This window comes from Pseudoruegeria sp. SK021, assembly GCF_002119405.1.
In the GTDB taxonomy this organism is placed as follows: Bacteria; Pseudomonadota; Alphaproteobacteria; order Rhodobacterales; family Rhodobacteraceae; genus Meridianimarinicoccus.
Genome location: NZ_MTBG01000027.1, coordinates 1 through 22,028, shown reverse-complemented (window position 1 = coordinate 22,028; position 22,028 = coordinate 1). Strand labels below are relative to the sequence as shown.

At 61.2% G+C, this 22,028-nt stretch carries 20 protein-coding genes; 7 read left to right on the top strand and 13 right to left on the bottom strand.

Going from position 1 to position 22,028, the window contains the following annotated elements:
- Nucleotides 1–16 precede the first annotated feature (16 nt).
- From BV911_RS14415 to BV911_RS14375, 9 genes are all read right to left on the bottom strand, one after another.
- Nucleotides 17–1,285: a nucleotide sugar dehydrogenase gene (locus BV911_RS14415; RefSeq protein WP_086054328.1), complete on the bottom strand. Its 1,269-nt coding sequence runs from the start codon at nucleotides 1,283–1,285 to the stop codon at nucleotides 17–19.
- 110 nt (nucleotides 1,286–1,395) lie between these two features.
- The gene (locus tag BV911_RS14410; RefSeq protein WP_086054327.1) at nucleotides 1,396–1,614 is read right to left on the bottom strand and encodes a hypothetical protein; all 219 of its coding nucleotides are present in this window, start codon (nucleotides 1,612–1,614) and stop codon (nucleotides 1,396–1,398) included.
- A gap of 7 nt (nucleotides 1,615–1,621) precedes the next feature.
- Nucleotides 1,622–2,170 (bottom strand): acyltransferase, encoded by a 549-nt coding sequence (locus tag BV911_RS14405; protein ID WP_086054326.1) that lies wholly within the window; start codon nucleotides 2,168–2,170, stop codon nucleotides 1,622–1,624.
- On the bottom strand, nucleotides 2,152–2,445 hold the full coding sequence (locus tag BV911_RS14400; protein WP_086054325.1) for a hypothetical protein: 294 nt from the start codon (nucleotides 2,443–2,445) through the stop codon (nucleotides 2,152–2,154). The genes BV911_RS14405 and BV911_RS14400 overlap by 19 nt, the downstream gene beginning before the upstream one ends.
- A gap of 149 nt (nucleotides 2,446–2,594) precedes the next feature.
- The gene (locus BV911_RS14395; protein ID WP_139840097.1) at nucleotides 2,595–3,827 is read right to left on the bottom strand and encodes a hypothetical protein; all 1,233 of its coding nucleotides are present in this window, start codon (nucleotides 3,825–3,827) and stop codon (nucleotides 2,595–2,597) included.
- A gap of 56 nt (nucleotides 3,828–3,883) precedes the next feature.
- Complete coding sequence (locus BV911_RS20325; RefSeq protein WP_205963863.1) at nucleotides 3,884–4,402, bottom strand: DapH/DapD/GlmU-related protein; 519 nt, start codon at nucleotides 4,400–4,402, stop codon at nucleotides 3,884–3,886.
- Nucleotides 4,403–4,540: 138 nt separating this feature from the next.
- On the bottom strand, nucleotides 4,541–5,563 hold the full coding sequence (locus BV911_RS14385) for an SDR family NAD(P)-dependent oxidoreductase (protein WP_086054323.1): 1,023 nt from the start codon (nucleotides 5,561–5,563) through the stop codon (nucleotides 4,541–4,543).
- 91 nt (nucleotides 5,564–5,654) lie between these two features.
- Nucleotides 5,655–7,100 (bottom strand): hypothetical protein, encoded by a 1,446-nt coding sequence (locus BV911_RS14380; protein ID WP_086054322.1) that lies wholly within the window; start codon nucleotides 7,098–7,100, stop codon nucleotides 5,655–5,657.
- 250 nt (nucleotides 7,101–7,350) lie between these two features.
- On the bottom strand, nucleotides 7,351–8,415 hold the full coding sequence (locus BV911_RS14375) for a glycosyltransferase family 2 protein (protein WP_086054321.1): 1,065 nt from the start codon (nucleotides 8,413–8,415) through the stop codon (nucleotides 7,351–7,353).
- Nucleotides 8,416–8,601: 186 nt separating this feature from the next.
- On the opposite strand from BV911_RS14375, the gene BV911_RS14370 reads away from it, so the two are divergent.
- Nucleotides 8,602–9,492, top strand: a complete 891-nt coding sequence (locus tag BV911_RS14370; protein WP_086054320.1) for a glycosyltransferase family 2 protein — start codon at nucleotides 8,602–8,604, stop codon at nucleotides 9,490–9,492.
- Nucleotides 9,493–9,535: 43 nt separating this feature from the next.
- Here BV911_RS14370 and BV911_RS14365 read toward each other — a convergent pair whose 3' ends face one another.
- Nucleotides 9,536–10,753, bottom strand: coding sequence for a glycosyltransferase family 4 protein (locus BV911_RS14365; protein WP_086054345.1), 1,218 nt, complete (start codon nucleotides 10,751–10,753; stop codon nucleotides 9,536–9,538).
- A 222-nt stretch (nucleotides 10,754–10,975) separates the two neighbouring features.
- Entirely contained in the window at nucleotides 10,976–13,102 is a 2,127-nt protein-coding gene (locus BV911_RS14355; RefSeq protein ID WP_086054318.1) for a right-handed parallel beta-helix repeat-containing protein, read from the bottom strand.
- A gap of 354 nt (nucleotides 13,103–13,456) precedes the next feature.
- On the opposite strand from BV911_RS14355, the gene BV911_RS14350 reads away from it, so the two are divergent.
- Nucleotides 13,457–14,281 (top strand): SGNH/GDSL hydrolase family protein, encoded by an 825-nt coding sequence (locus BV911_RS14350; RefSeq protein WP_168184091.1) that lies wholly within the window; start codon nucleotides 13,457–13,459, stop codon nucleotides 14,279–14,281.
- Here the strand turns inward: BV911_RS14350 and BV911_RS14345 are convergent.
- Complete coding sequence (locus BV911_RS14345) at nucleotides 14,250–16,682, bottom strand: hypothetical protein (RefSeq protein WP_086054316.1); 2,433 nt, start codon at nucleotides 16,680–16,682, stop codon at nucleotides 14,250–14,252. The genes BV911_RS14350 and BV911_RS14345 overlap by 32 nt on opposite strands.
- 334 nt (nucleotides 16,683–17,016) lie before the next feature.
- On the opposite strand from BV911_RS14345, the gene BV911_RS14340 reads away from it, so the two are divergent.
- The 4 genes from BV911_RS14340 (at nucleotide 17,017) to BV911_RS14325 (ending at nucleotide 21,167) form a co-directional block, all read left to right on the top strand.
- On the top strand, nucleotides 17,017–18,048 hold the full coding sequence (locus BV911_RS14340; protein ID WP_139840096.1) for an endonuclease/exonuclease/phosphatase family protein: 1,032 nt from the start codon (nucleotides 17,017–17,019) through the stop codon (nucleotides 18,046–18,048).
- Nucleotides 18,049–18,200: 152 nt separating this feature from the next.
- Nucleotides 18,201–18,479: an acyltransferase gene (locus BV911_RS14335; protein WP_086054344.1), complete on the top strand. Its 279-nt coding sequence runs from the start codon at nucleotides 18,201–18,203 to the stop codon at nucleotides 18,477–18,479.
- A gap of 97 nt (nucleotides 18,480–18,576) precedes the next feature.
- The gene (locus BV911_RS14330; protein ID WP_086054314.1) at nucleotides 18,577–19,995 is read left to right on the top strand and encodes a mannose-1-phosphate guanylyltransferase/mannose-6-phosphate isomerase; all 1,419 of its coding nucleotides are present in this window, start codon (nucleotides 18,577–18,579) and stop codon (nucleotides 19,993–19,995) included.
- A gap of 215 nt (nucleotides 19,996–20,210) precedes the next feature.
- A complete protein-coding gene (locus BV911_RS14325; RefSeq protein ID WP_086054313.1) occupies nucleotides 20,211–21,167 on the top strand; it encodes an IS5 family transposase in 957 nt (318 codons plus the stop codon).
- Nucleotides 21,168–21,365: 198 nt separating this feature from the next.
- Here the strand turns inward: BV911_RS14325 and BV911_RS20395 are convergent, their stop codons facing one another.
- Nucleotides 21,366–21,479, bottom strand: a complete 114-nt coding sequence (locus tag BV911_RS20395; RefSeq protein ID WP_086054343.1) for an integrase core domain-containing protein — start codon at nucleotides 21,477–21,479, stop codon at nucleotides 21,366–21,368.
- A 95-nt stretch (nucleotides 21,480–21,574) separates the two neighbouring features.
- On the opposite strand from BV911_RS20395, the gene BV911_RS14315 reads away from it, so the two are divergent.
- Nucleotides 21,575–22,028: IS6 family transposase (locus tag BV911_RS14315; RefSeq protein ID WP_240512260.1), on the top strand; the 454-nt coding region annotated here is incomplete at its 3' end.

The following is a 22,028-nucleotide window of genomic DNA, read 5'->3' as shown; positions in this document are numbered from 1 at the left end:
GAGGGGGCCTGCAGTCTCAGAGAGAGCCGAGGTCGCGGATGTCGCTGCCTGCGGGCAGGTCCAGTTCCTTCACCGTGGCATTGGCCGCGATCACCCGGGCATAGCTGCCGCTGTCGGCGGTGGCCTTGTCAACGAGAAGGCTCTGGATCATCGGCAGCTGGCTGTAGGCGTAGCCGAGATTGGTGCCGACCAGTTTTTCCGCATTGATCGCCGGGTCATAGATCTCAACCGCGAAGCCGGCCTGCAGCATCTTGCGCGCCAGATCGACATTGGGGCTTTCGCGCAGGTCGTCGGTGGCCGCCTTGAACGCCAGCCCCGCCAGCAGAACCTTGGCGCCTGGCTCCAGCCCGTCGACGGCATATTCGTAGAGCCGATGCTTGTGCGCCTCGTTGGTGCGGATCAGGCTTTCGACCAGCGGCATGGAGGTGCCGCTGTCAGCACCGATATATTGCAGGGCGCGCACGTCCTTGGGCAAGCAGGAGCCGCCAAAGGCCCCGCCCGGTCGGGTGTAGTAGGCCGAGATGTTCAGTTTGGTGTCAGACTTGAAGATCTCATGTACCGTCGAGGCTTGGATGCCAAGATTGAGGCAGACCCGGCCAATTTCGTTGGCATAGGCCACTTTCACCGCGTGCCAGGTGTTGTCGACGAACTTGGTGAACTCCGCCTCGCGATAGCCCACATAGAAGGTCGGCGCGGTAATGTTGGTGTTGAGCTCTTCCATTACCGGATTGGGCTGGCCGTCCTGAGTGCCGATGACGATTTTCGGTGGCTCGAAATAGTCCTTCACCGCCGAGGATTCGCGCAGGAATTCGGGGTTGTAGATCAGGTCGAACAAGCCACTGGCGTCTTCGCCCAGAACGCTCTGGAAGATCGGCAGGATCAGATCCTGAATGGATCCGGGGCGAATGGTCGATCGATAGGCCACCGCCAGCGGTCGAGCCCGGTCGGCGCCCTTGAGCGCCAAGGCGATCTGCCGTGAGACATCGGCGATGTAGCCCATGTTGTGCGACCCATCCGCAGCCGAGGGCGTGCCCACACAGACAATCGCCAGATCGGCGCCGTCGAGATTATCCCCGATCGAAGTCGCCGCGGTGATCAGGCCTTTTTCCAGCCCTTCCAGAAGCATCTCCTGAACCCCAGGCTCCACGATTGGGGCGTGACCGTCGAGGATCGATTTCACCTTCTTGTCGCTGACATCGATGCCGACCACCGAATGGCCTTCGCTCGAAATGCAGCAGGCTGCGGTGAAACCGACATACCCCAAACCAAAAATGACAACTTTCATGCGACTTTATCCATCTTTACTATGCTTCTGGTGCTTTCGGGCACCCTACATGAACCAAGTCCTACCACGCCAATGCCTGTCTGCAACGCGACCGACAGTCCACCCCCACATCAGGACGTGCTAGAAATCAGCCGCGCGCGCCAGCGCTTCACCGGGTGCTCCGCAAAGTAATAGACGGCCATGGCACAGGCCGGACATAAGGCCCCAGCCACCAGGGCCATGATGATCAGAGGCCGTCCGCCCAGCCCGGCAGCGTGCCACCAGACATTGAGATTGGCCAAAGCTACCGTGTGGATCAGGTAAATCGAGTAGGAATAGAAGCCGATCATTCGCACCCTAGCTCCAGTTGATCGGTCTGAACGGCGGCAGGTCGGGCTGGGTGATCGCGTAGTGGAACAGGGGCATCAGGGCCAGTCCCTGCATGCTGTAGCGGAAGGTTTCGCGAAAGAATTCGCCGCCCAAAACGAAGCAGGCCCCCAGCACCGCGAGGCTGCCGAGAAGCCACAAGACGCGCCCGGTGCCGCCGGTCGGAAAAATCCGCGCGGAAACGCCGCGCGCGTTCATGATCGCCAGAACCGCGCCATAAAGGATCCAGTCGAAGCGCGTATCTGTGGAGATGTAGATCGTGTTTGCCGTGGCGCCGAACACACCCATGCGCAAAATCCGCCACAGCAGTAGCCCACTCAGCATCATCCTTATGTGGCGAAGCGTCAGGCGGCTGTGCAGGAACAGAAGGAACATGCCGGGAAAGATCAGGTAGAAATGCTCTTCCACAGCCAGAGACCACAGCACATTGAGCCCGCGTGCGCCCTCGTTCCAGTTCGACGCCAGAACCTGATAGTAATTGTAGAAATAGAACAGCTGGCTCAGGATCGCCTCCGGCACCGTCTCGCCGAGAAAATGCCGGCGGCCACCAGCCCGTAGACCACGATCAGCGTCACCAGAAGCGGTGGGCTCAGCCGCAGCAGGCGGCGGATGTAGAAGGCTTTGAGGTTTATTGTTCCGGCCTTCTCTGCCTCGCGGAAGAACACCGTCACCCCAAACCCGCCCGGCAACGGCCGGCCGATATGGGCGTGGGCGAAGAACACGATCGCGATGGAAACCGCGCGGATCCCATCAAGCGAGGGGATGATGGCGTGGTTATGCAGTTTAAGGGCCATAACGGGGCTCCAACTTTTGACACGGCCGCGTGGGGGCTTGACCGCAGATTAGTCGTGACAATAGCCGTCCGCGCACCGCAGCGACCTGCGCGACACTGCCTGCCGGAACTGCTCCGGACCATGTGTCATGACGCCAGTCGTGGTCGGCCTCAGCCGGTCCATCCCCGGCGCGCCCGGTAAGCGGCCGCCGGTGACGCCAGATCTGGCGTCACCTTGCGCCAGAAATTCGGCACAACCGGGCGAGTGTCAAGAAAACGGTTGTCGGAGGCGAGCCGCACCCGACCGTCCTTAAGCGCCCCCTTGTCTGCCCGGATCGGTCGATCCGGGCCCTGAAAGGGCAGCAGCGTATTGCGGATCACGTCGACATCGCGGCATCCCTCGAGAGAAATCGTCGGCGTGTTGATCTGCTCTGGGTCATCCGGAAGATCTGGCGAGGGCAGAAGCAGATTGTCAGTCACGACCACCTGAGAGGCCTCACCCAGATAGATGGCCCAGATGTGACGGTTGATGATGGTATTGCCGCTAACGTAGATCTCCGAGGCCTTGTCCGCCTGTCCGGAGCGGTTGCGCAGATGACCGAAAATGGACTGGGTCCAGGGGAGCCCCGGCCCCTGATGGAACAGGCAGTCGCGGATCTCGATGCGATGAACGCCGATTTCCTTCGTCCCTGCCCAGTACTGGATCATGTCGGGATGGTCGCGGTTCGGCGATGCCTTGGCCAGCCAGGGCTTAAAGCCGTAAAAATGACATTCGGCGATTGTCAGGTCGCGCGTGTCGAGGAAGTTGACGCCCTCGCGCGCGCCGGCCACCTCAATTCCGTACAGGCGGATCCGTTCGCAGCTGCCGCAAGTGAGCGCGGTGCGCAGATCGAGCATCCGCAGCCCCTCGGCCTGAATGTTTTCGCACTCGACGAGGGCGAGGCCATTGTCGCGGGTATAGCCCGCCAGCGCGAAATGCCGTTCCAAGTCGGGGGATTCTGGATCTATTCCTTCCTCAACCGTTGGAATGTAGCCGGTGAAGGTTGCGTCTGAGATCAGCACGTCGCGGCAGCTTGTCAGGCCGAGCTGGACCTTATCCATGCGGCCTTGATGTTCGAAAAACCGGGCAGTGGTAAAATCGACACCGGTGATCGTGACGTTCTCGACACCGTTTAGATAGAGATTTTGGGAAAACACCGCACGGCTGGACGGGTCTGCTGAGGTGATGAGCAGCCCGCGTGCAAAACTACGCGCGCTCAGCCGAGCCTGATCATATTGTCCCGGCGCCAGTAGCAAGCGGCTGCCGTCTGGGGCGTTGCGAAACGCGTCCTCCAGTTCGGCCGCGCTGCGCACCAGTCGCGTCGGCAGAACTTGGCCCAAGCCCGGCCCGGCCATGCCCAGCACGGGGAGGGCCGCCAGAGATCCGAGCAGCATCCGGCGCCCGGGGCTGAAAGTTGGCATCACGCCCCCTCCTCGACCAGCGCGCTTTCGCGGGCATCGGCATCGGCGAAACGGCCATAGGCCCCGACCTCGATGCCCTCACGCAGGATTTTCGCCGGGTTGCCCGCGACCACGCAGCCTGCCGGGACCGACTTGGTAACGACCGACCCGGCCCCCACCACGCAGCCATCACCGATCTCCACCCCCGGCAGGATCAGGCTCGACCCGCCGATGAAACAGTTCGTGCCGATGCGGGTGTGCAGATAGAGCCCGCGGGTGCGGTCATGGCAGAGGATGCGGCTCTCGAAAGCAACGTAGGAGTTTTCGCCCACATGCACGCCCTGCGGGTAGGTCTTGTCGAATTTCGCTGACATCGAGAACTGGCAACTCGGATGCAGGTCCATCTTCCAGATGCGGGTGTAATACCAGCGCATCATGTCGATGATGACCGTACGGACACCGAGGAAGCGGCGCAGGCCGCCCTTTTTGATCTTCTTGTAAACGGGGGCCTCGTCGGAGGTGGCGCTTACCTGTGTCATGACCGGAACCTCGTAAGGGAACAAAAGAGTGCGTGGGCAATTCGGACGGGGCCAGACTAGCGGCAGCCGCCCGCGCCGTCACCCCACGCCCGTGCAATAGGCCGTCGGCTGCACAGGACAGACGGCAGCCTGCCCGGATCAGACCTTGTAGTAGTCGCGGTACCAAGCGACGAAGGCCGCGACGCCCTCGGTCACCTCGGTCTGCGGCGCATAGCCGGTGAGCGCGCGTAGCAGGTCCGCATTCGCCCAGGTGGCCGGCACATCTCCGGGCTGGATTTCCATGTAGTTTCGCGTGGCCGGCCGGCCGATCGCCACCTCGATCGCATCGACGAAGTCCAGAAGCTTCACCTTGGTCGAGTTGCCGATATTGACCACACGCCAGGGCGCGACCGGGCTGAGGCTGTCGCCCGGCACCGCAGCGGCCCCGGCATCAGGGGCCGGCGGGGGCGCGTCCATCAACAGTGAAATCCCTTGGACCAGATCTTCCACATAGGTGAAGTCGCGATACATCTCGCCGTGGTTGTAGATGTCGATGGGGTCGCCGTTCAGGATCGCCTTGGTGAACTTGAACAGCGCCATGTCCGGCCGGCCCCAGGGCCCGTAGACGGTGAAAAAGCGGAACATGGTGATCGGCAGGCCGTGGATATGCGCCCATGCATGGGCCATCGCCTCGTTGGCCTTCTTGGTTGCCGCATAGAAGGACATCTGCGTGTCGCATTTGTCGGTCTCGGTATAGGGCATCTCGGTATTGGCCCCGTAGACCGAGGAAGTCGAGGCCATCAGAAGATGCGCCGGGCGCACCTTAAGCGCGGCTTCCATCAGGTTGAAGGTGCCGATCAGGTTCGACTCCACATAGGCCCGCGGGTTGTCGATCGAGTAACGCACCCCGGCCTGGGCGGCGAGATGAACGATCACATCGGGTTTTGCGCGCGACACCGCCTCCATGAGGGTTTCTGCGTCTTCCAGCAGCGCCTCATGGGCGGTGAAGCCTTCGTAGCCGCGTAAGAGGTCATGGCGCGACTGCTTCAGCGCGACGTCGTAATAGTCGCTCATCCCGTCATAGCCGGTGACCTGCCAGCCCTCCTCGAGGAGCAGGCGGGCCAGATGAAAGCCGATGAACCCGGCGGAGCCGGTGATGAAGGCATGACGGGCGGCGGACATGGCAGAACCTCCTAACAAAACAAGTTACGCCCTGACTGCCCCATTTTCCTTCCCGACCGCAAGCGCCGCCCGCATCGCGCGCGGCAGAAGATCATCGTGATGCCGGAGACGGTGGGCGCTTTAGGGAGGGTCCTGCTGCGACAGAAGAAGATGACTGTCGGGGTCTCGGCGGCCCGGAAAACCGGGTGTAGCTCTGCCGCCGCGGGGCGGCTTCCGCTTCGGCGTCCGTCGGAGCCGCCTTCGGATCCGGCGGTTCGATCTTGATCAGCCACACCGTGGCGCCCATCATCATCATGATCAGCGAATACTGGATGTTCCAGACCGCCACCGTCGCCATGCTGATATAATAGGCGAACATGGAGAAAATCATCGCGTAGCGGAAATCCGACAGCATGGTGTTGCCGCGGTAGTCCTTCATCCCCAGTTTCACGAGGGGATAGAAGGCGGCGACCACCAGCGTGAGAAACCCCGGATAGCCCCATCGCATCGCCTGCAAGAGCCAGTGGTTGTCCACCGAAGGGATCATCCAGGGCGCGCGGATATAGTCTGAGAACAGCCCCATGCCGAAGATCGGATGCCGCGCGACCTCGGCGGAGCCGTACTCGAAGATCAGGTAGCGGAACCATGCGGTTCCTTGGTCGAGCGCGACCATGCGCGACAGCACCACGAAAGGCGGCCGCTCGGAGTAGAAGACCAAGAACATATAAAACGCGGCGAACCCCCACAGGAGCAGCTTCCAGCGTGCGGTGATCTGGCGGAAGACCTTGTTGTAGCCCATGAAGCCGATCTGCATCATGACATTCATCCAGCCGCCGGAGGAGAGCGCGAAGAACGTACCGCCCAGGCTACCCGAGACCCGCCACAGTCGGCCGAACACGCCCTTGACCGGTTTCTTGGCATGAGGCAGCACCAGCCAGCCCAGAGAAAAGGCCATGGCCGAGGTGATCCCGTACAGGATCGGATGCGGCGTCGCGGTTTGCGCGCGTAGCATGCCGAAGCGTGGCTCATAGGCCAGCGTGGTTCGTTTGTGTGCTTCCGCTAAGGGAATTTTTTCGACTAGATCATTGAGGATCATGACCTTGCCGATGCTCTCAATGATCGCGAAAGGCAAGAGGATGGCCAGCGTGATCAGCAAACAGCGGGTGAAGTAGATCAGGTCCTCCTTGTTCTGGAATGCCGCCCGACCCAAAAGATAGCCGCCGACGATATCGACGAACTGGGAGGACACGTAGGTCACCATGCCTGCGGCCTGACCGTTGACGATCATGCTGATTGGCATCCACATCAAGTGCCCCAGAACCAGAAAGTCGGACAGGAAGAAGCCGTTGTACTTGCCCGCGGCCCAATTCAGCATGAGCGGCACCAGCATGATCAGTAACAGCAGCCGGTAAGGGGCCATTATGAAGCCCCCGAAATTGAACAGGTAGGGTTGGGTGATCGAGAACACGAACAGTCCCAGCATGAACGGCATGGAGAGGCTGTCGCTCAGCCCCGGGGCGGTCCAGCCGCGCGGATAGGTGGTTTTCATCGTGCTCATCGGAGGTTCTTTCGACGTATCGCGGTGATCTGATCGTGTGGCCGGTCGGGACCGGATCGGAGCCAAGCTACCAAGAGGCGAATATAGCAGTCCATGGCTTCGGTGCACATTTCCTCCGGCAGTGGCCGATGGGCCGAAAGTTCAGCGATATTGATGGTTTCACCGGATTCCTTCCCGCATCGGCGGTTCCGGATGGCACCATGGCGGTCCCCAGCGGGACGCTCTCCGGTGGCGTGGCGGGATCGTTGCATCACTTCCCAAAGGCAATCCGGCATGCCTCCGGCCCGAGACGATCGCGGATGGCCTGCGGTGCGCCTAACCCCAATGCTCCTCGAAGCACCGCGGCGGCGGCCTTTGGCTGGCGATCACGCAAGACGCAGCGGGCCGCATAGGCCAGCGTATAGGCATAGGCCGACAGCCGCGCCCCGGGCAGAAACCGGCGCACGAACATCATCCGCCCGCGGTGCTTGAAATAAAGCGAAAATGGCGAGGCCAGTTTCGACAGGGTGGGCGAGCCGATGGCGGTCCCGGCAAGATGGTAAATGCGCAGCCCCTCGCAATAGGCCAGCGGCAGGTCGCCCCGGCGCATCGCCCAGTCCACCTCCTCATAGTACAGAAAGTAGTCCTCGCGCATCGGGCCGACGCTGTCGTAGAAGGCACGGCTGGCGATAACATTGGCCCCCATGATGAAATCCATATCCTCCGCCCGGGCCGACGGGGTCGTCGCATGCGAGGCGCCCAAATTGCTGTTGATGCTGACGCCCGTGCGGCGGTTCACCCGGCCGCCGCCGTCGATCTGGATCATGTCCGGCGGATCGAGATAGGTCACCCGCCCGCCCATCAGCCCGTAGCTCTCGCCTCTGGCGAGTTCCGCCTTCAGGGCGACCAGCGATTCGGGAGGGACCACACTGTCTGGGTTCAGCACCCACATGTGGCGGAGGTCAGAAAACCGTGCCAGATAGGCCAGACCAGTATTCACGCCCCCGGCGAAGCCGCGATTGGCCCCACTGTGGATCAGCGCCACCGGTGCCTCCGGTGCCGGGGCCAGTTCCGGCCCCCCCTCGGGCAGGGAGAGCGGTTTCGGCAGCGGGTCGATGGCGAAGGGCAGGGTTTCCGCTGGGAGATAAGAGGTCGCGCCCGAGGCCCAGTCGCGCAGTCGCGCCACCGTGTCGTCGCCGGAGGCGTTGTCCACCACCACCACCCGAAGCCCGAGCCCGGCCGCACGGGCAGCCGCGAGCACGGATTCCGTGCAATCCACCACCTCCTGCCCAGAGTTGAAGGCCACAATCACGACACCAACGGAAATATTTTCCATTTCTTACCCTTTACACCTACCGTGTCCCGCCCGGTCGTTTCCGGGAGGGATATTTGACCGAAGGACACACGAACTGCCGGCGACATCATGAGGGGTTTGCCCCCGGGATGGGATTTGACAGATTGCCCCTGTATGTAACCTGCCGCCCCGATGCCGGTATCCCGGCGGCCCCTTTCCGAGAGAGCCATGTCCGAGTTCATTCCCCAAAGCCAGCCAGATCTGGCGGTCGTCATCCCCCATTACAACGATCTTGTCCGACTGGGGAAATGCCTCGATGCACTGGCCCCGCAGGTAGTCACCGCCGGGGCGGCGGTGGAGGTGGTGGTGGCCGACAACGACACCCCCGCCGATCTGGACCCGCTGCGGGCGGCCCACCTCTGGGCGCGGTTCGTCACTGAGACCACAAAGGGCGCGGCGGCGGCCCGCAACCGCGGCGTGGCCGAGACCTCGGCGCGGCATCTGGCCTTTCTCGACAGCGACTGCGTGCCGGGGCCGGACTGGCTGTCCACGGCGCTGGCTCTTGCGGGCACTGCCGATGTGATCGGCGGGCGCATCGACACCTTCGACGAAACCCCGGCCCCGCGCTCGGGGGCGGAGGCTTTCGAGACCGTCTTTGCCTTCTGTCAGAAGAGTTACATCGAGGAAAAGGGGTTTTCGGTGACCGCGAATCTCGTGACCTCGCGGGCGGTGTTCGAGGATGTGGGGCCGATGATCGTTGGGCTGTCGGAGGACATGGATTGGTGTTTCCGCGCCACGGCAAAGGGCTACGGCCTGATCTACCGCGACGATCTGGCGGTGTCGCATCCGACCCGGCAGGACTGGCCGGCACTGGCGAAGAAGTGGCGGCGCACCACGCTCGAGGGCTTCCACCTGAACGGGACCTCCCCAGTAGAGCGGGCGAAATGGGCGCTTCGGGCGCTGGCTGTCGCGGCATCGGGGCCGGCGCATCTGCCCAAGGTACTGGGATCGGACAAACTGAGGGATAGCACTGAGAAGAAACGCGGGGCGGCCACGCTCTTGCGACTGCGGGCCGCGCGGGCGCAGTGGATGCTGGCTCAGGCCCTGCGGGGAGCCTGAGCCGAGGTCATTCAGAGGCCGGGGACAACCTCCCCGGCCTCGATCAGCCCTTGGCACGCTGATAGGCAGCGATCAGCGTATCGACTTGGTAATCCCAGCTCAGTTCGCTCTCTACCCGGGCGCGCCCGATCCGGCCCATTTCGGCGGACCGTTCCGGGTCGTCGATCAGCGACAGAATTTTGTCAGCCATGTCGGTGGTGTTGTTCGGCTCAGCGTAAAGCGAGGCCTCTTGAGCGCTGTAGCGCCCCTCGGTCACCTCGAACTGCACGATCGGCTTGGAAAACGCCATGTATTCCAAGATCTTGTTCATGGTGGACTTGTCGTTCATCGGGTTCACCCGGTCCGGGTTCACACAGACATCCGCCGACGACATCACCTCGAAAAGCTCCGTATCCGGGGCCCGTCCGGTAAAGGTGACGTAGTCCTCGAGTCCCAGATCCTTGGCCATCACCTGAAGATCGTCCAAGGCCGGCCCACCGCCCACCAGTACGAACTGCAGGTCGCGGCCCCGGTCGAACACGATCTCGCGCGCGGCCTCCAGCAGCAGGTCGATGCCTTCTTGGTCCCCCATCACGCCGACATAGCCGACCATCGCCTCGCGGCCCTTCTTCCAGGCCGGGTTGGGTGGCATCACGTGCAGCCGGTTCAGGTCGGGGCCCGAACGCACCACGAAGATGTCCTCGGATTTCTTGCCACCGCGTTCCATCGCGATCTGCCGATAGGACTGGTTGGTGGAGATCACCACATTGGCCGACCAGAAATTCAGTTTCTCGAACAGCACCATGAGCTTCCAGAAGAAGCCGCGCTTGTTGAATTTCGCCTCGTAGAGTTCAGGATTGATGTCGTGGTGGTCGAAGATGTAGCGCTTGCCCATCAGCTTGAACGGCCAGGCCACCAGAAAGATCAGATCCGGGGGGTTACAGCCCTGGACCGTATCGAATCCGTGCTTGAATAGAATTTTCCAAGCTAGGCGGGTCTCGTGGAAAAGCGCGGCGCCGTATTCCAGCAGGTAGCCAGACGCGCCCTTGGCATCCAGCGGCAGCTTGTGGCGATAGATATGGACCCCATCGATTTCCTCGTAGGGTGCCTCATAGCCCTTGCCGGTAGGACAGATCACGGCAACCTGCGCACCGGCCGCAGTCAGGGTCCGGCTTTCGTGCCACACCCGGCGATCGAAGGGCAGCGGCAGGTTTTCAACGATAATGAGAACCTTGCGGCCCGAAAGCGGCTTGTCGGCGCGCACGGCTCCCAGTCGGGGCATCTCAGTGACCTGGCCATCCATCACGGGGCCTCCTTAATCATTACACAGCTTACTGTATCGCCGCCCAATGGGGGCGGCGTCCATGAGGCCATGTGCCCCGCCCACCGGATTGCGCGAAAAATCTGCGCAAGGTCGCAGAAACTTTCCGGCATCGGCAGGGCCGCCCGGACCATCATGTACGCAGGAAAGCCCCCACCATCGGGAAAAACCATGTCGCGGCGGTTACAGCAACGGGTAGAGGTCCTCGATTTGAAGGCCGTAGCCTGTTCCGTCCGCCAGGCGGAGGAACCCACCGCTGTCGCCGTCGCTGTCATAGGTCATCGCGCCAGAGGCCACAACTTCCTGCAGATCGGCGAGGCTGGTGATCATCACCGAGGCGCCATCGCTAAGGATGCGCAGGTCGTTGCCGGGGTCGTGGCTGTCGGTGAACTGGCCGGCGGTGTTCGTAAGAATGTAGATTTCGTCGCCCTCGGAGAAGTCGAGGTCGAGGATCAGATCATCCTCGGCGGCGGAGGAGGAGCGCAGGTCGAACACGAAGCGATCGGCACCGTCCCCGCCCATCAGGATATCGGCGCCGGTCCGCCCGAAGAGCGTGTCGTCTCCCTCCCGGGCGTCGATGAAGCTGCCCCGACTGCTGGCCCAGAGCGTTTCGCCGGCGGCGGTGCCAAGGATGTCGGGCTCCGGGTCGGCGGGGGTCGGATCAATGGTGTCCTCAGGCAGGGATGCCGCATCGAGCCCGGCGATGTACAGAGCATGGCCGTCGCCACTGGTCAGGGACAGGACGCCGCCGCCCAGCCCGTCGCTGTCATAGATCATCGCCCCGGAGGCGACGAGTTCTCCGATATCTGCAAAGCTGTCAACGATAGCCGAGCTGCCGTCGCCAAGCACCCGCAGGTCGTTCCCAGAGATGGCGCTGTCGCTGAAAAGCCCCATGGTTCCGGTGAGAATGTAGAGGCTGTCGCCCTCGGAAAAGTCTAGGTCTAGGATCAGGTCGTCGCCCTGCACTGTTGCGCCGCGCATGTCGTAGAGGAATCGGTCCGCCCCGCCGCCACCGGTCAGGATGTCGGTGCCTGCCCGGCCGCTCAACGTGTCGTCGCCGCCGAGACCTTCGATAAAGCTGCCATGCGAGCTGGCCCAGAGTACCTCCCCGGTCTCGGTGCCCAGGACCGTTCCCAGCCCGGCCTCCTCTGCCCATTGCACCAGCGGGTAGTCCGAGGCGGGGCTCCAGAAGCCCCAGTAATTCTCGTCGTCGGGGTCATCCGACAGGAGCGTGTTGTCGCCGATAGAGACATTTGCCGCAGCGCGCTCCTGTTCGTCGAGGGCCCAGACCCCGTAGCCGTTCCAGTAAACCACCACGTTGTCGTAGATCTCTAGGTTCTGGCCGCCGGGTGCGCCGATGGAGGGAGCCCAGTATTTCAGCAGCCCGTCGCTGTTGGGCAGCAGAACGTTGCCGGAGATGACCGCGCCATCGACATCGCCGAGGCTGATGGCATGGGGGTGGCCGTTGATGATGGTGTTGTCGGTCACGGTGAAGTTGCTGGCGGTCACCCCCGCCGGCCCAGTGCCGAGATGGCCGAATATGGTCTGGGTGGATCCACCCGGCTCGGCAATGAAGGTATTTCCGGTGATCGTGATGTCATGCACCCCCAGCGTGGAGTTGTCGCCCCAGTACTGGATCATGTCCGGATGATCGTGTGTATTTGTGTCGTAAGCAGGGTCATCCATGCCGAGCCAAGGCTTGAAATTCTGGAACACACTGTCGGAAATGACCATACCCTGAACCTCGTAGAACATGATCCCTTCGCGCACCTGTTCAATGCTCATCCCGGTCAGGTCGACCTCAGTGCTTTCACCTGTGTAAATGGCGTAGCGCAGATCCCGAAACGTGGCATCCTCGAGCGAGACATTGTCGGAATTGTGGATTCGCAGGCCTGTCTGGTAGCCGTAGCCGGTGATGGCATCGCCGCGCGTGGTGGTCGCAGCGTAGGCATCGACCCCCTCCTCTTCCGACGGAAGATAGCCGGTAAAGACGAGATCCGTCATGGTGACATTCTCGCTGCTGTGCAGGAACAACAACGGCGCCGATCCAGAGGTGCCCTCGATGCTGTCGGACTGGAATATAATATTGTCCAGAACCAGCCCGTTCGCCCGGACAAACGTGACTGGTGCGGTGAATACTGCCGGATTTTCTGCATCGAGCGACGTGAGCGTCACATCCGAGGCATATGCGAGATCCTTGATGAACAGGGTCTCATAATCGCCCGGTGCCAAGAAAATCGTGTCTCCGCCTGTTGCCTGTCTCAGGGCCTGAACAAGTTCGGACGAACTCTTAACGAGGATATCACTCATGACGGTGGCCTTTTTTTGACTGAAACTTCATTCTTTATCCCAGCCCGAGGTGGGCGGGACCGTTCAGGAACAGAGCCGCACAAAATCCATAGAAATAAATTAATATGGACCATCGGCGTTTGTTGAAAGAATGCGTATCGTGATTTTTTCCTCCCAAAAAGGAGGTATCGTCACAAGTCGCGGCAGACACCTCCTCTGCCACTGTTTTCGGCGGTTTTGCGCCATTGACCGGGCAGCACGTTTCGTTTTGAGAGTTAGGCAGATCGGCACCTGCAAGATTAGTGGCGTCGAGAGCTCCACGCCGACGCCCCGCTTGAATGTCGGATTCTAGCGGAAATGTTACATGTATCGGGCATGCGCAATATTCCACCGAAGTATATTTTCGGCGCGACTGAAAGATTGAGGCTTTGGCGTGATCCAGATCGGAATGCGGCCCTGAAACGCTTGGTAATTTTCTTGCTGGCTTTGCTGGCATTCTGTGTCGCCATCTTTGAGATCTGGGTCGCGATGGCACGTCCCTCGGCTCCGAGGGATCGGGTGATTGCACCCGTTTCCCTGTCTGGGTCGCCTGTCAGGCTGGTGGCATTCGGCTCCAGCCTGACCTGGTCGAATCCCTGGCCGGATGAGCTGGCTTGGGAGCTGTCGTCCTGTTTAGGACTACCCGTCGAGGTGGTGCGAGTTGCCCGCAACGGGGCCGGAAGTAGCTGGGGGATGGAGGCGGTGGATCAGGTCCTGGCCGCAAAGCCGGATCTTGTATTGATGGAATTCGCGATCAACGATGCGGATGTTCTCGACGGCGTATCGTTGCATCGCAGCCGCACGCAGCATGCGGCGCTGATCGAACGCCTAACCACAACTGTGCCGTCTGGCCATGTGGTGCTGATGACGATGAACCCGGTGGGCGGGATTCATCTTGTCCTGCGGCCGTTCCTGCCGCGCTATTACGCGCTGCAGGTGGGCCTGGCCGATAGCCATGACACCGCGCTAGCTGATCTCTATGCGGACTGGCTAGCGCTTCCGATGTCACAGCGGCGGTTTGCCGATGGGCTGCACCCCGCACCGGAGGACACAGCGCGGGTGGTGGTGCCGGGACTGGTCCGCCGGATAGCGGAGGCGGCGGGCCGCGATTGCCCGCCGAATCCAGAGCTTACAGGGCGCCCCCGCCCTGATACCAGGTGAACGGGTTCGGACCGGACTTGGCTGCGGCGAGTGCCGTTTCCGCATCGCCGGAGATGACCTTATAAGGTGTGGCGGCAGGGGCCGATCCATCTGCGGTGAAAGCCTCCCAGATCATGATGCTCTCGACACCGGCGGAGACCATTCCCGCGCCGCTGCTCAGCCCCAGAAGACGCAATCCATAGCTTCCCGACCATGTTCCGGTCGTCCCGGTGGCCTGCGAAACGACTTCGGTCCCATCGACATAGAGACCGAAGCTCCCTGTTGTTGGGTCGGCGGTAATCACAAACTCCCGCATGACACCGCCATAGGGCAGCGGTGAAACGATATTACCGGCGAGACCGGCAGGACCGAAGCTGTAGCGTAGGCCTCTCCCGCTGATGAGGGAGAGTTTCAGTTCTGACCCGCCGACCGGCAATCGCAATAGCCCCACCTCTGCGTTGCTCAAAGGGTTTGCGGTCAGGCGAAACCTTACAGTGATCGGCGTCGTCGCCCCCCAATTCCGGCTGTCATAGATCGCCGTATTTTCGGAAACCGTGAACTTTGGTGCGGCTGGCAGGGACGAACCGATCTCGATCTGATCAGGAAGCGGTCGTAGCGGAATGCCCTCCACGCCCAACACCATTCCCGTGGCAATAGGGAGGTTCATCCAGATCTTGTCGAACAGGTCGGCTTGGATCACGTCGTCGATTTCTATTCCCGAAACAGTGTGGATGCCGGACGCGCCGCCACGCCCGAAATCAATCCGGGTGTTGCCGGTGAAGATCCCAGAGTTCGGGTAGACACGCACCCGGCCTGCCTCGATCGTCACGGTTTCTGCGGCTGCGCCGTCAATCTCGAAACCAGCAACCTCTGCCCGGTGGGGAAGGTCCGCGCCAGCGATGTCGGTTTCTGCGCCAGCCCCCGTCCCTGACAGGGTGCGGGGGATGGCATCGACGCCCCGTGCGAGCCGTGTGGTCGTGATCGCAGGCGTTGCGCCGTCGCTGTCCTCATACCAGAACTCTGCATAAGCACCGGCAGGCTCCCAGTATGCTTGGTTGAACTCCGGTACGTCATGGCTTTGCGCTGCATCTGGGCCGATGCCGAGGCCATAAAGGGCCGCTAGGGCTGTGTACTGCGCCCGCCGGGGGGATCCGTCCTCGGAGAATTTCGATGGGTGCGCGTAGTCGATCCAATTCATTGCCGCCGCCCGTGTCAGTTCATAGCTGGAGCCGATGGCCTGAAACCCGCTCTCATAGGAAAGAATCTCCGGGCCCGCAAACGGCAGAATGTGCGACAGGCCATCGTCCACAAAATTGCGGATCGATACGCGCGTGTCCTGCTTTGTTGCCGTCAACTCGGAGTTTTCAAAGCGATGCGGTCCATAAAAATACGCCATGGTCTTCGCCGGGTCCAACTCGCCGCGCCCCTGCCCCGTCAGGTCATAGAACAGATAGTCATACGGACGGTTATTGATGGCGTCCTGACCAAGCACATAGGCCGCGCCGCCCTGTTCCTGTGCGTATCGACCAGTGTAGAGAGGGTACAGGCGCAGGCGATACCCGTCGCTGGTTGTCGCGGGGGCTGCGGTCCAAGTGGACATGAGCATCCCCGGTTCCGTCCCATAGGCGCGCAACATGCGCACGCCGCCCGCAAAAGACTCCACCCATGTCCGGTCGGTCGCCTCGTTGTTGCTCACTGCAAGGGCATCGCTGGCGAGGTTTCTGTAGCTTGTTCCAGATACTGCGGCATCAATCAGCAAGAACCGCTCTCCGGGGGCATTCTGCGCGAAGAAGTTCGACATGTACCCGAGGGCGGAATGGTACATGGTGTCGTTGGTGACAGGAAGAATCCCGTTGGTGTCGTAGCTGGTGCCGGGATACTCCCCGCCCGAACGGTACGTCACCACGCGCAGCGCGTCCTCATCCATCACCGTCGGCCGCAGCGCCTGCAACAGCGTCGTGTCCGTCACGGGCGACAGCATGTAGGCCTCTTCGGATTGTCCGATCAGCACGATGATATGGCCAATCACGATGTCCTGCCCGCCAGTAGTCTGCGTTCCCGATCCCGGAGAGCCGACTTGGACGTGCAGGCGGTGACTTGATCTCTGGCCGAGCGTCAGGAGGCCACTCCAGTTGCCGCCGGAGGTGGTTGCAATGTCCTGCCATTCTGTAACCGGGAGTTGGGTGTTGGCGCGCACCAGACGCGCCCGGACGACCGAGCCGTCCGGGGCGGCTAGGCCTTTGCCCGTGCGCAACTCGCCCGACAAAGGGATGCTGGTCTGGTTGACGCCGCGCGCGGCACCGGAATCAAAGAACACGGTGTCGAGAGGAAAGGGCGCCAGCGTCGCGACGAGATCGTTGTCCGGCACCTGTGCCGTTGCTGGCGTGTGCAGTCCCAAGCCCAGAGTGATCATCAGTCCCATCAAATACATCCTCATCCCGAATCGTGGTATCAGTGCATCTCGAAGACGCACCCTAGCGGGCATCCGCTGCGTGTTGCACGCCGGGCTAGGACAGCGCACGCTGCACCTTCGGGCTAGGTTGCGGGCGGAGAGGATTGAAAACTTGAACATCGGATTAGAACTCTTCCTTGGGGAACTGGGCTGAGACATGGATGATATGACCCTAACCGAAACGCGCAATTTTGCAGAGGGGAATGCTCATATGCCCCACTGTCGCGCCGCGCGGGCCTAGGTTAAGGTAACAGCGTTGTGCCGGGAATATCCGGCTTTGTTCGAGTTTTCAGAGTACCCGCCTGTGCCCCATCCCGATACCTTTCAGCGGCGCGCCTGGTGGCGCGGTGCGCTGGCACTTCCAACCTTGTTCGGCGCCCTCACCGTTGGAAGTGCCCAATACTGGCCAGACGTGCCCTTTCTGGGGCCCGTCGCCCGCATGACCGAAAGTGCCGCACCGCAGATCGCGCTGCTGACCTTGGTGCTTAGTCTTGCCATTGCTGGATTGGGGGGGCGCCGCTTCGGCCTCGCCATGGCGATCCTGTCTGTCATGGGGCTCGGCGGTGTGGCGCTCCGCCATGTCCAAAGCTCTGAGCCGCTGCGCCCCGAGGCCCCGCCCGTCCTGCGGGTCCTGTGGTACAACATGCTTCATACCAACCCGGTCCCCGCCGCCGAGTTGGTCGCGGCGCTGGAGGCCAGTGCCGCCGACGTGATTCTGCTGACCGAGGCCACCCCGCTCAAAGATTCGCGTGACCTTTTGTCCACGCGCTTTCCCGTGATCGAGGGCTGCGAAGGCCGGCGCTGCGACATCATGATCATGGGTCGCGATCCGGAAATCCGTGCCGAGATCCTGAAAATGCCCAGCACCGGAACCGAACGGCTGGGAGTGGTGGAAATCAACCTTCCGGGGGGGCAGGTACTGCGGCTGGTGGCGGCGCATCTGCTGAAACCCTGGTTCTATGGGCTCAGCGCCTCGGATCAGTGGATGGTCACGCATCAGGCCGCAGTCAGTACCGGCCCCTTGGTGATCGTCGGCGACTTCAATGCCGCCCCCTGGAGCAAACGTCTGCGGGAAATGACCGAACCCTGTGGTCTCAGGGCCGAACGCTGGCCTGTGCCGACCTGGCCCGCCGCACTCGGCGACTTCGGCATCCCCATCGACCTGATCCTGACCCGGAATGGAGCAGTCCTGCGAGAGGTGAGCCCTTGGGGAGGGGCCGATTTGGGTTCCAATCACCGCGGGTTGCTGTTTGAGATCGGCTACCTACCTGACACAGCCGACGCGATTCCGCCGGGATGCAAGGTGCCCGTGGATATGCCTGCCCGTCGGGCTTGACCGAAATGCTGTCCCGTTGAGCAGGGAATATTGCAAGGTTCGGGACAAATGGTCTCAAACTTGCCTTGGCTGGGCTTGCGTAGATGACAGTGTTTCGCGCAGGGATATAAGACGGCTAGGGTTTGTTTGGCCAAGTTTATAAGGACGGCGAAGTGAAGTATCGTGCCGATATCGACGGACTGCGGACTATCGCGGTCGTTCCGGTTCTTGTATTTCACGTGGGTCTGGGGCTGCCGGGCGGTTTCGTCGGCGTCGACGTATTTTTCGTGATTTCTGGCTTTCTGATCACCAGGATCTTGTGGGAAGAAATGAAGGCTGGAACCTATTCGATCATGACATTCTACAAGCGACGGGTCAGGCGGATTTTTCCGGCACTTTTTGTTGTTTTGGCGCTGACCACACTGGCTGCAACCGTCATCATGCTGCCCTAAGCTAGCTCATGCGGCACTGCGCTGCACTGCGCTACGTGCTGCATATTGTTAAGCTCTATGTCATATTCCAGTAACTCAGTTCAAGGATACGCGTTCCATGATACACCCGGTCATTCTCTGTGGGGGATCCGGGACCCGGCTCTGGCCGCTGTCCCGCAAGGATTTTCCCAAGCAGTTCACGAGGATTCTTGGTGACGAGACGCTGTTTCAGGCCAGCCTGAAACGCTTTATGGGGCCGAAGTTTGCCGCGCCTGTGCTTCTGGCCCACGCAGATTTCCGGTTTCTTGCCGCCGAACAGACCGCCGAGTTAGGCATCTCAAAGGCAAAGCTTCTTCTTGAGCCGCAGGCACGCAATACCGCCCCCGCGATTCTCTCCGCCGCGCTTTATCTCGAGGCGCAGAACGCCGCTGCCGAGGTGATGATCGTGGCGCCGTCGGATCACGTGGTGCGAGACGTGGACGCCTTCCTCGAGGCAGTAACTGCAGGCGCTGTCGCCGCTTCGGATGGCAAGCTCGTCACCTTCGGCATCGCCCCCGACCGTGCCGAAACCGGTTATGGCTATCTGGAACTGCCCACGAATCCCGAACTAGGCGCGGTCCAGCCAGTGCGCCGTTTTGTCGAGAAACCCGATGTCGTCACCGCCTCAGAGATGTTGGCGGCGGGCAACTATCTATGGAACGCGGGCATTTTCATGTTCCGGGCAGACACGCTGATCAAGGCGTTCGAAACCCATGCACCCGAGATGCTTGCCCCCGCCCGCGCCGCACTGGAAAAGGCCGAGTTGGATCTGGGCTTCCTGCGCCTCGATGCAGCCGCCTATGCCGACATGCCCGAAGACAGCATCGATTATGCGATCATGGAGAAAGCCTCGGATGTGGTTGCTGTACCCGTCTCCTGCGGATGGTCCGATCTGGGCGCTTGGGATGCTGTCTGGCGCGAGATGACTCCCGACAGCAACGGCGTCTCGGTTTCCGGTGATGTGACAGAGATCGATTGTCGCGACACGCTGCTGCGTTCTGAAGAAGATGGGCCTCGGCTGGTGGGCGTCAATCTTGATGGTATTGCCGTGGTGGCGATGCGCGATGCGGTCTTGGTGGCCGACAAGTCCGACCTGCAGGCCGTCAAGGCAGCCGTGTCAAAGATGAAGGCCGAAGGTGTGCGCGAGGCCGAGACCTTGCCGCGCACCTACCGGCCCTGGGGCTGGTATGAGACCCTTGCGCTGGCCGACCGGTTTCAGGTCAAGCAGATCATGGTGCCGCCGGGGAAAAAGTTGTCGCTGCAATCGCACCACCACCGGGCAGAGCACTGGATCGTGGTGAAGGGCACCGCCACTGTGACCATCGACGACGAGGTCAAACTCGTCTCCGAGAATCAGTCCGTCTACATCCCACTGGGGGCAGTTCACCGGCTAGAAAATCCGGGCAAGGTTAACCTGCACCTGATCGAGGTGCAGACCGGGGCCTACTTGGGCGAAGACGACATTGTCCGATACGAGGACATCTATAACCGCGCTTGATCGCCTCCGATTGGGGCCGCTTCCAAGGCGGCCCCGCAGTGAGGGACCGGCAGTGCAAAAGTTAACCACGGAAGGGGCGGAATGGAGGGCTGAAGCGCATAGAGGGCATCACCAACTTTCGCGCATTACTCTGATTTTGGTGCAAGAAGGACCGTGTTGCACCGGTCGCACTGGCATCGTAGTTTTGCGTCGTTTTCCAGCGGTGCTATCTTCGAATGCCATACAAACATCGCGACAAGCACAGAGACAAATTCACGAAGGCGGAATATCGGGTCACGAATTGGGCGTCCTATAACGAGAGCCTGCGCAGTCGCGGCGATCTGACGGTCTGGATCAGTGATGATATTGCGCAGCGATGGGTGCCGCCCCGACGCAAGACGCGTGGTGGCCAGCACCGATATTCTGATCTTGCGATCGAGATCTGCCTGAGCCTGCGAGTGGTATTTCGAATGCCGCTGAGGCAGACGCAAGGATTTGTCCGCTCCCTCATGCGGCTCCTGAAGGTTGACCTTCAGGTTCCTGATTTCGGCGCGCTGTCGCGGCGCGGCAAAGGGCTGGAGGTCGCGCAAAAGCCACGTACGACCAGCGAGCCGGTCACCCTGATTATAGATAGCACGGGGCTGAAAATGCAGGGCGAGTGTGCCTGGCATGTTGAGAAGCACGGCATCAAAAAGCCTCGCAAAACATGGCGCAAACTACATATCGCTTTTGATCCGGATGGTGGAGACATCGTTACGTCTGAACTGACCACACAAGAGACCGGCGATGTCACGGCGGTGCCGGAATTGCTTGCCCCGATTGAGGGTCGCGTTGTCCGCGTGATCGCGGACGGTGCCTATGACGGCGCCAGCGTCGATCAATGGCTTCGGTCCAAATTCGGGCCGGATGTCGAGGTCGTGATCCCGCCACCGAAGGATGCAGTTCCCGGCCCGGACACCAACCGAAACATGCGCATCAAGGAGATTTCAGACACGGGCAGAATGGCTTGGCAGGCCGCAAGCGGATATTCACAACGGGCACGTGTCGAGGCGCAGATCGGTCGCTGGAAGACTGTCATAGGAGACAGCCTTCAGGCGCGCCACTTCGAGACCCAAAAATGTGAAGTCAACATCGCAACCAAGGTGCTGAACCGGATGAATGATCTCGGCTGCGCCGTCTACAGCCGTGTCTGACGTAAACACCGGAGTGGGGCCAATACGTCGCAAAGGCGACCCGTGCAACATGGTCGTGAGCGATGATCTGGGGTGGAAACCGGTGGCGTTTGTAGCTGATGGTCGGCGTGTGCATGGCCGTCAGCTATGTCCAAACAGAGGTGGTCCTAGATTTTCGACCAGTTTTCCGCCGAGCTAAGCTATAGCATTGGGTTCATGTCAGGCGGCGGCTTTCAGGTATTGGATGTGAGTATCATAGGCCTCGCCGGGCGTCATCAGTCCGTGCGATGAGTGTGGCCGTTTCCCATTGTAGTAGTCGATCCAGGCACCGATCCCCTTGGGCTCTGTCGCAAACTTTTGAGATGGTGTGCCTGTCGCGCCGCCTGTGGTAGCCGGAGCCTGTCAAGATTTCAGACAGGGGCTCGGACGTGGCGATTGATTTCAAGGGCGTGCATTATCCAAAAGACGTGATCCTTTTTGCCGTGTTCTTCTACGTCCGCTATGCGGTGTCCTATCGCGATCTGGAGGAGATCATGGCCGAGCGCGGCGTGGATGTGGACCACGCGACTCTGAGCCGATGGGTCGTGAAATTCGCGCCGTTGGTCGCTGCCGAGGTCCAGCGGCGCAAATCATCAACCAGCAGATCCTGGCGCATGGACGAGACCTATATCAAGGTCAAAGGCGTGTGGACGTATTTGTATCGCGCAGTTGATAAGCACGGAAAAACCCTTGATTTCATGCTTTCTGAGCATCGTTGCGTATTCCGGAACATCCGGCCACCCATTCCGACAACATCCGGCCACCTGTTCCGACGCATTCGGCCACCTGTGACGCGTTGCCGTGAGGCAGCGTTTTTCGGGTATCAGGTTTGGGGCGTTTCGT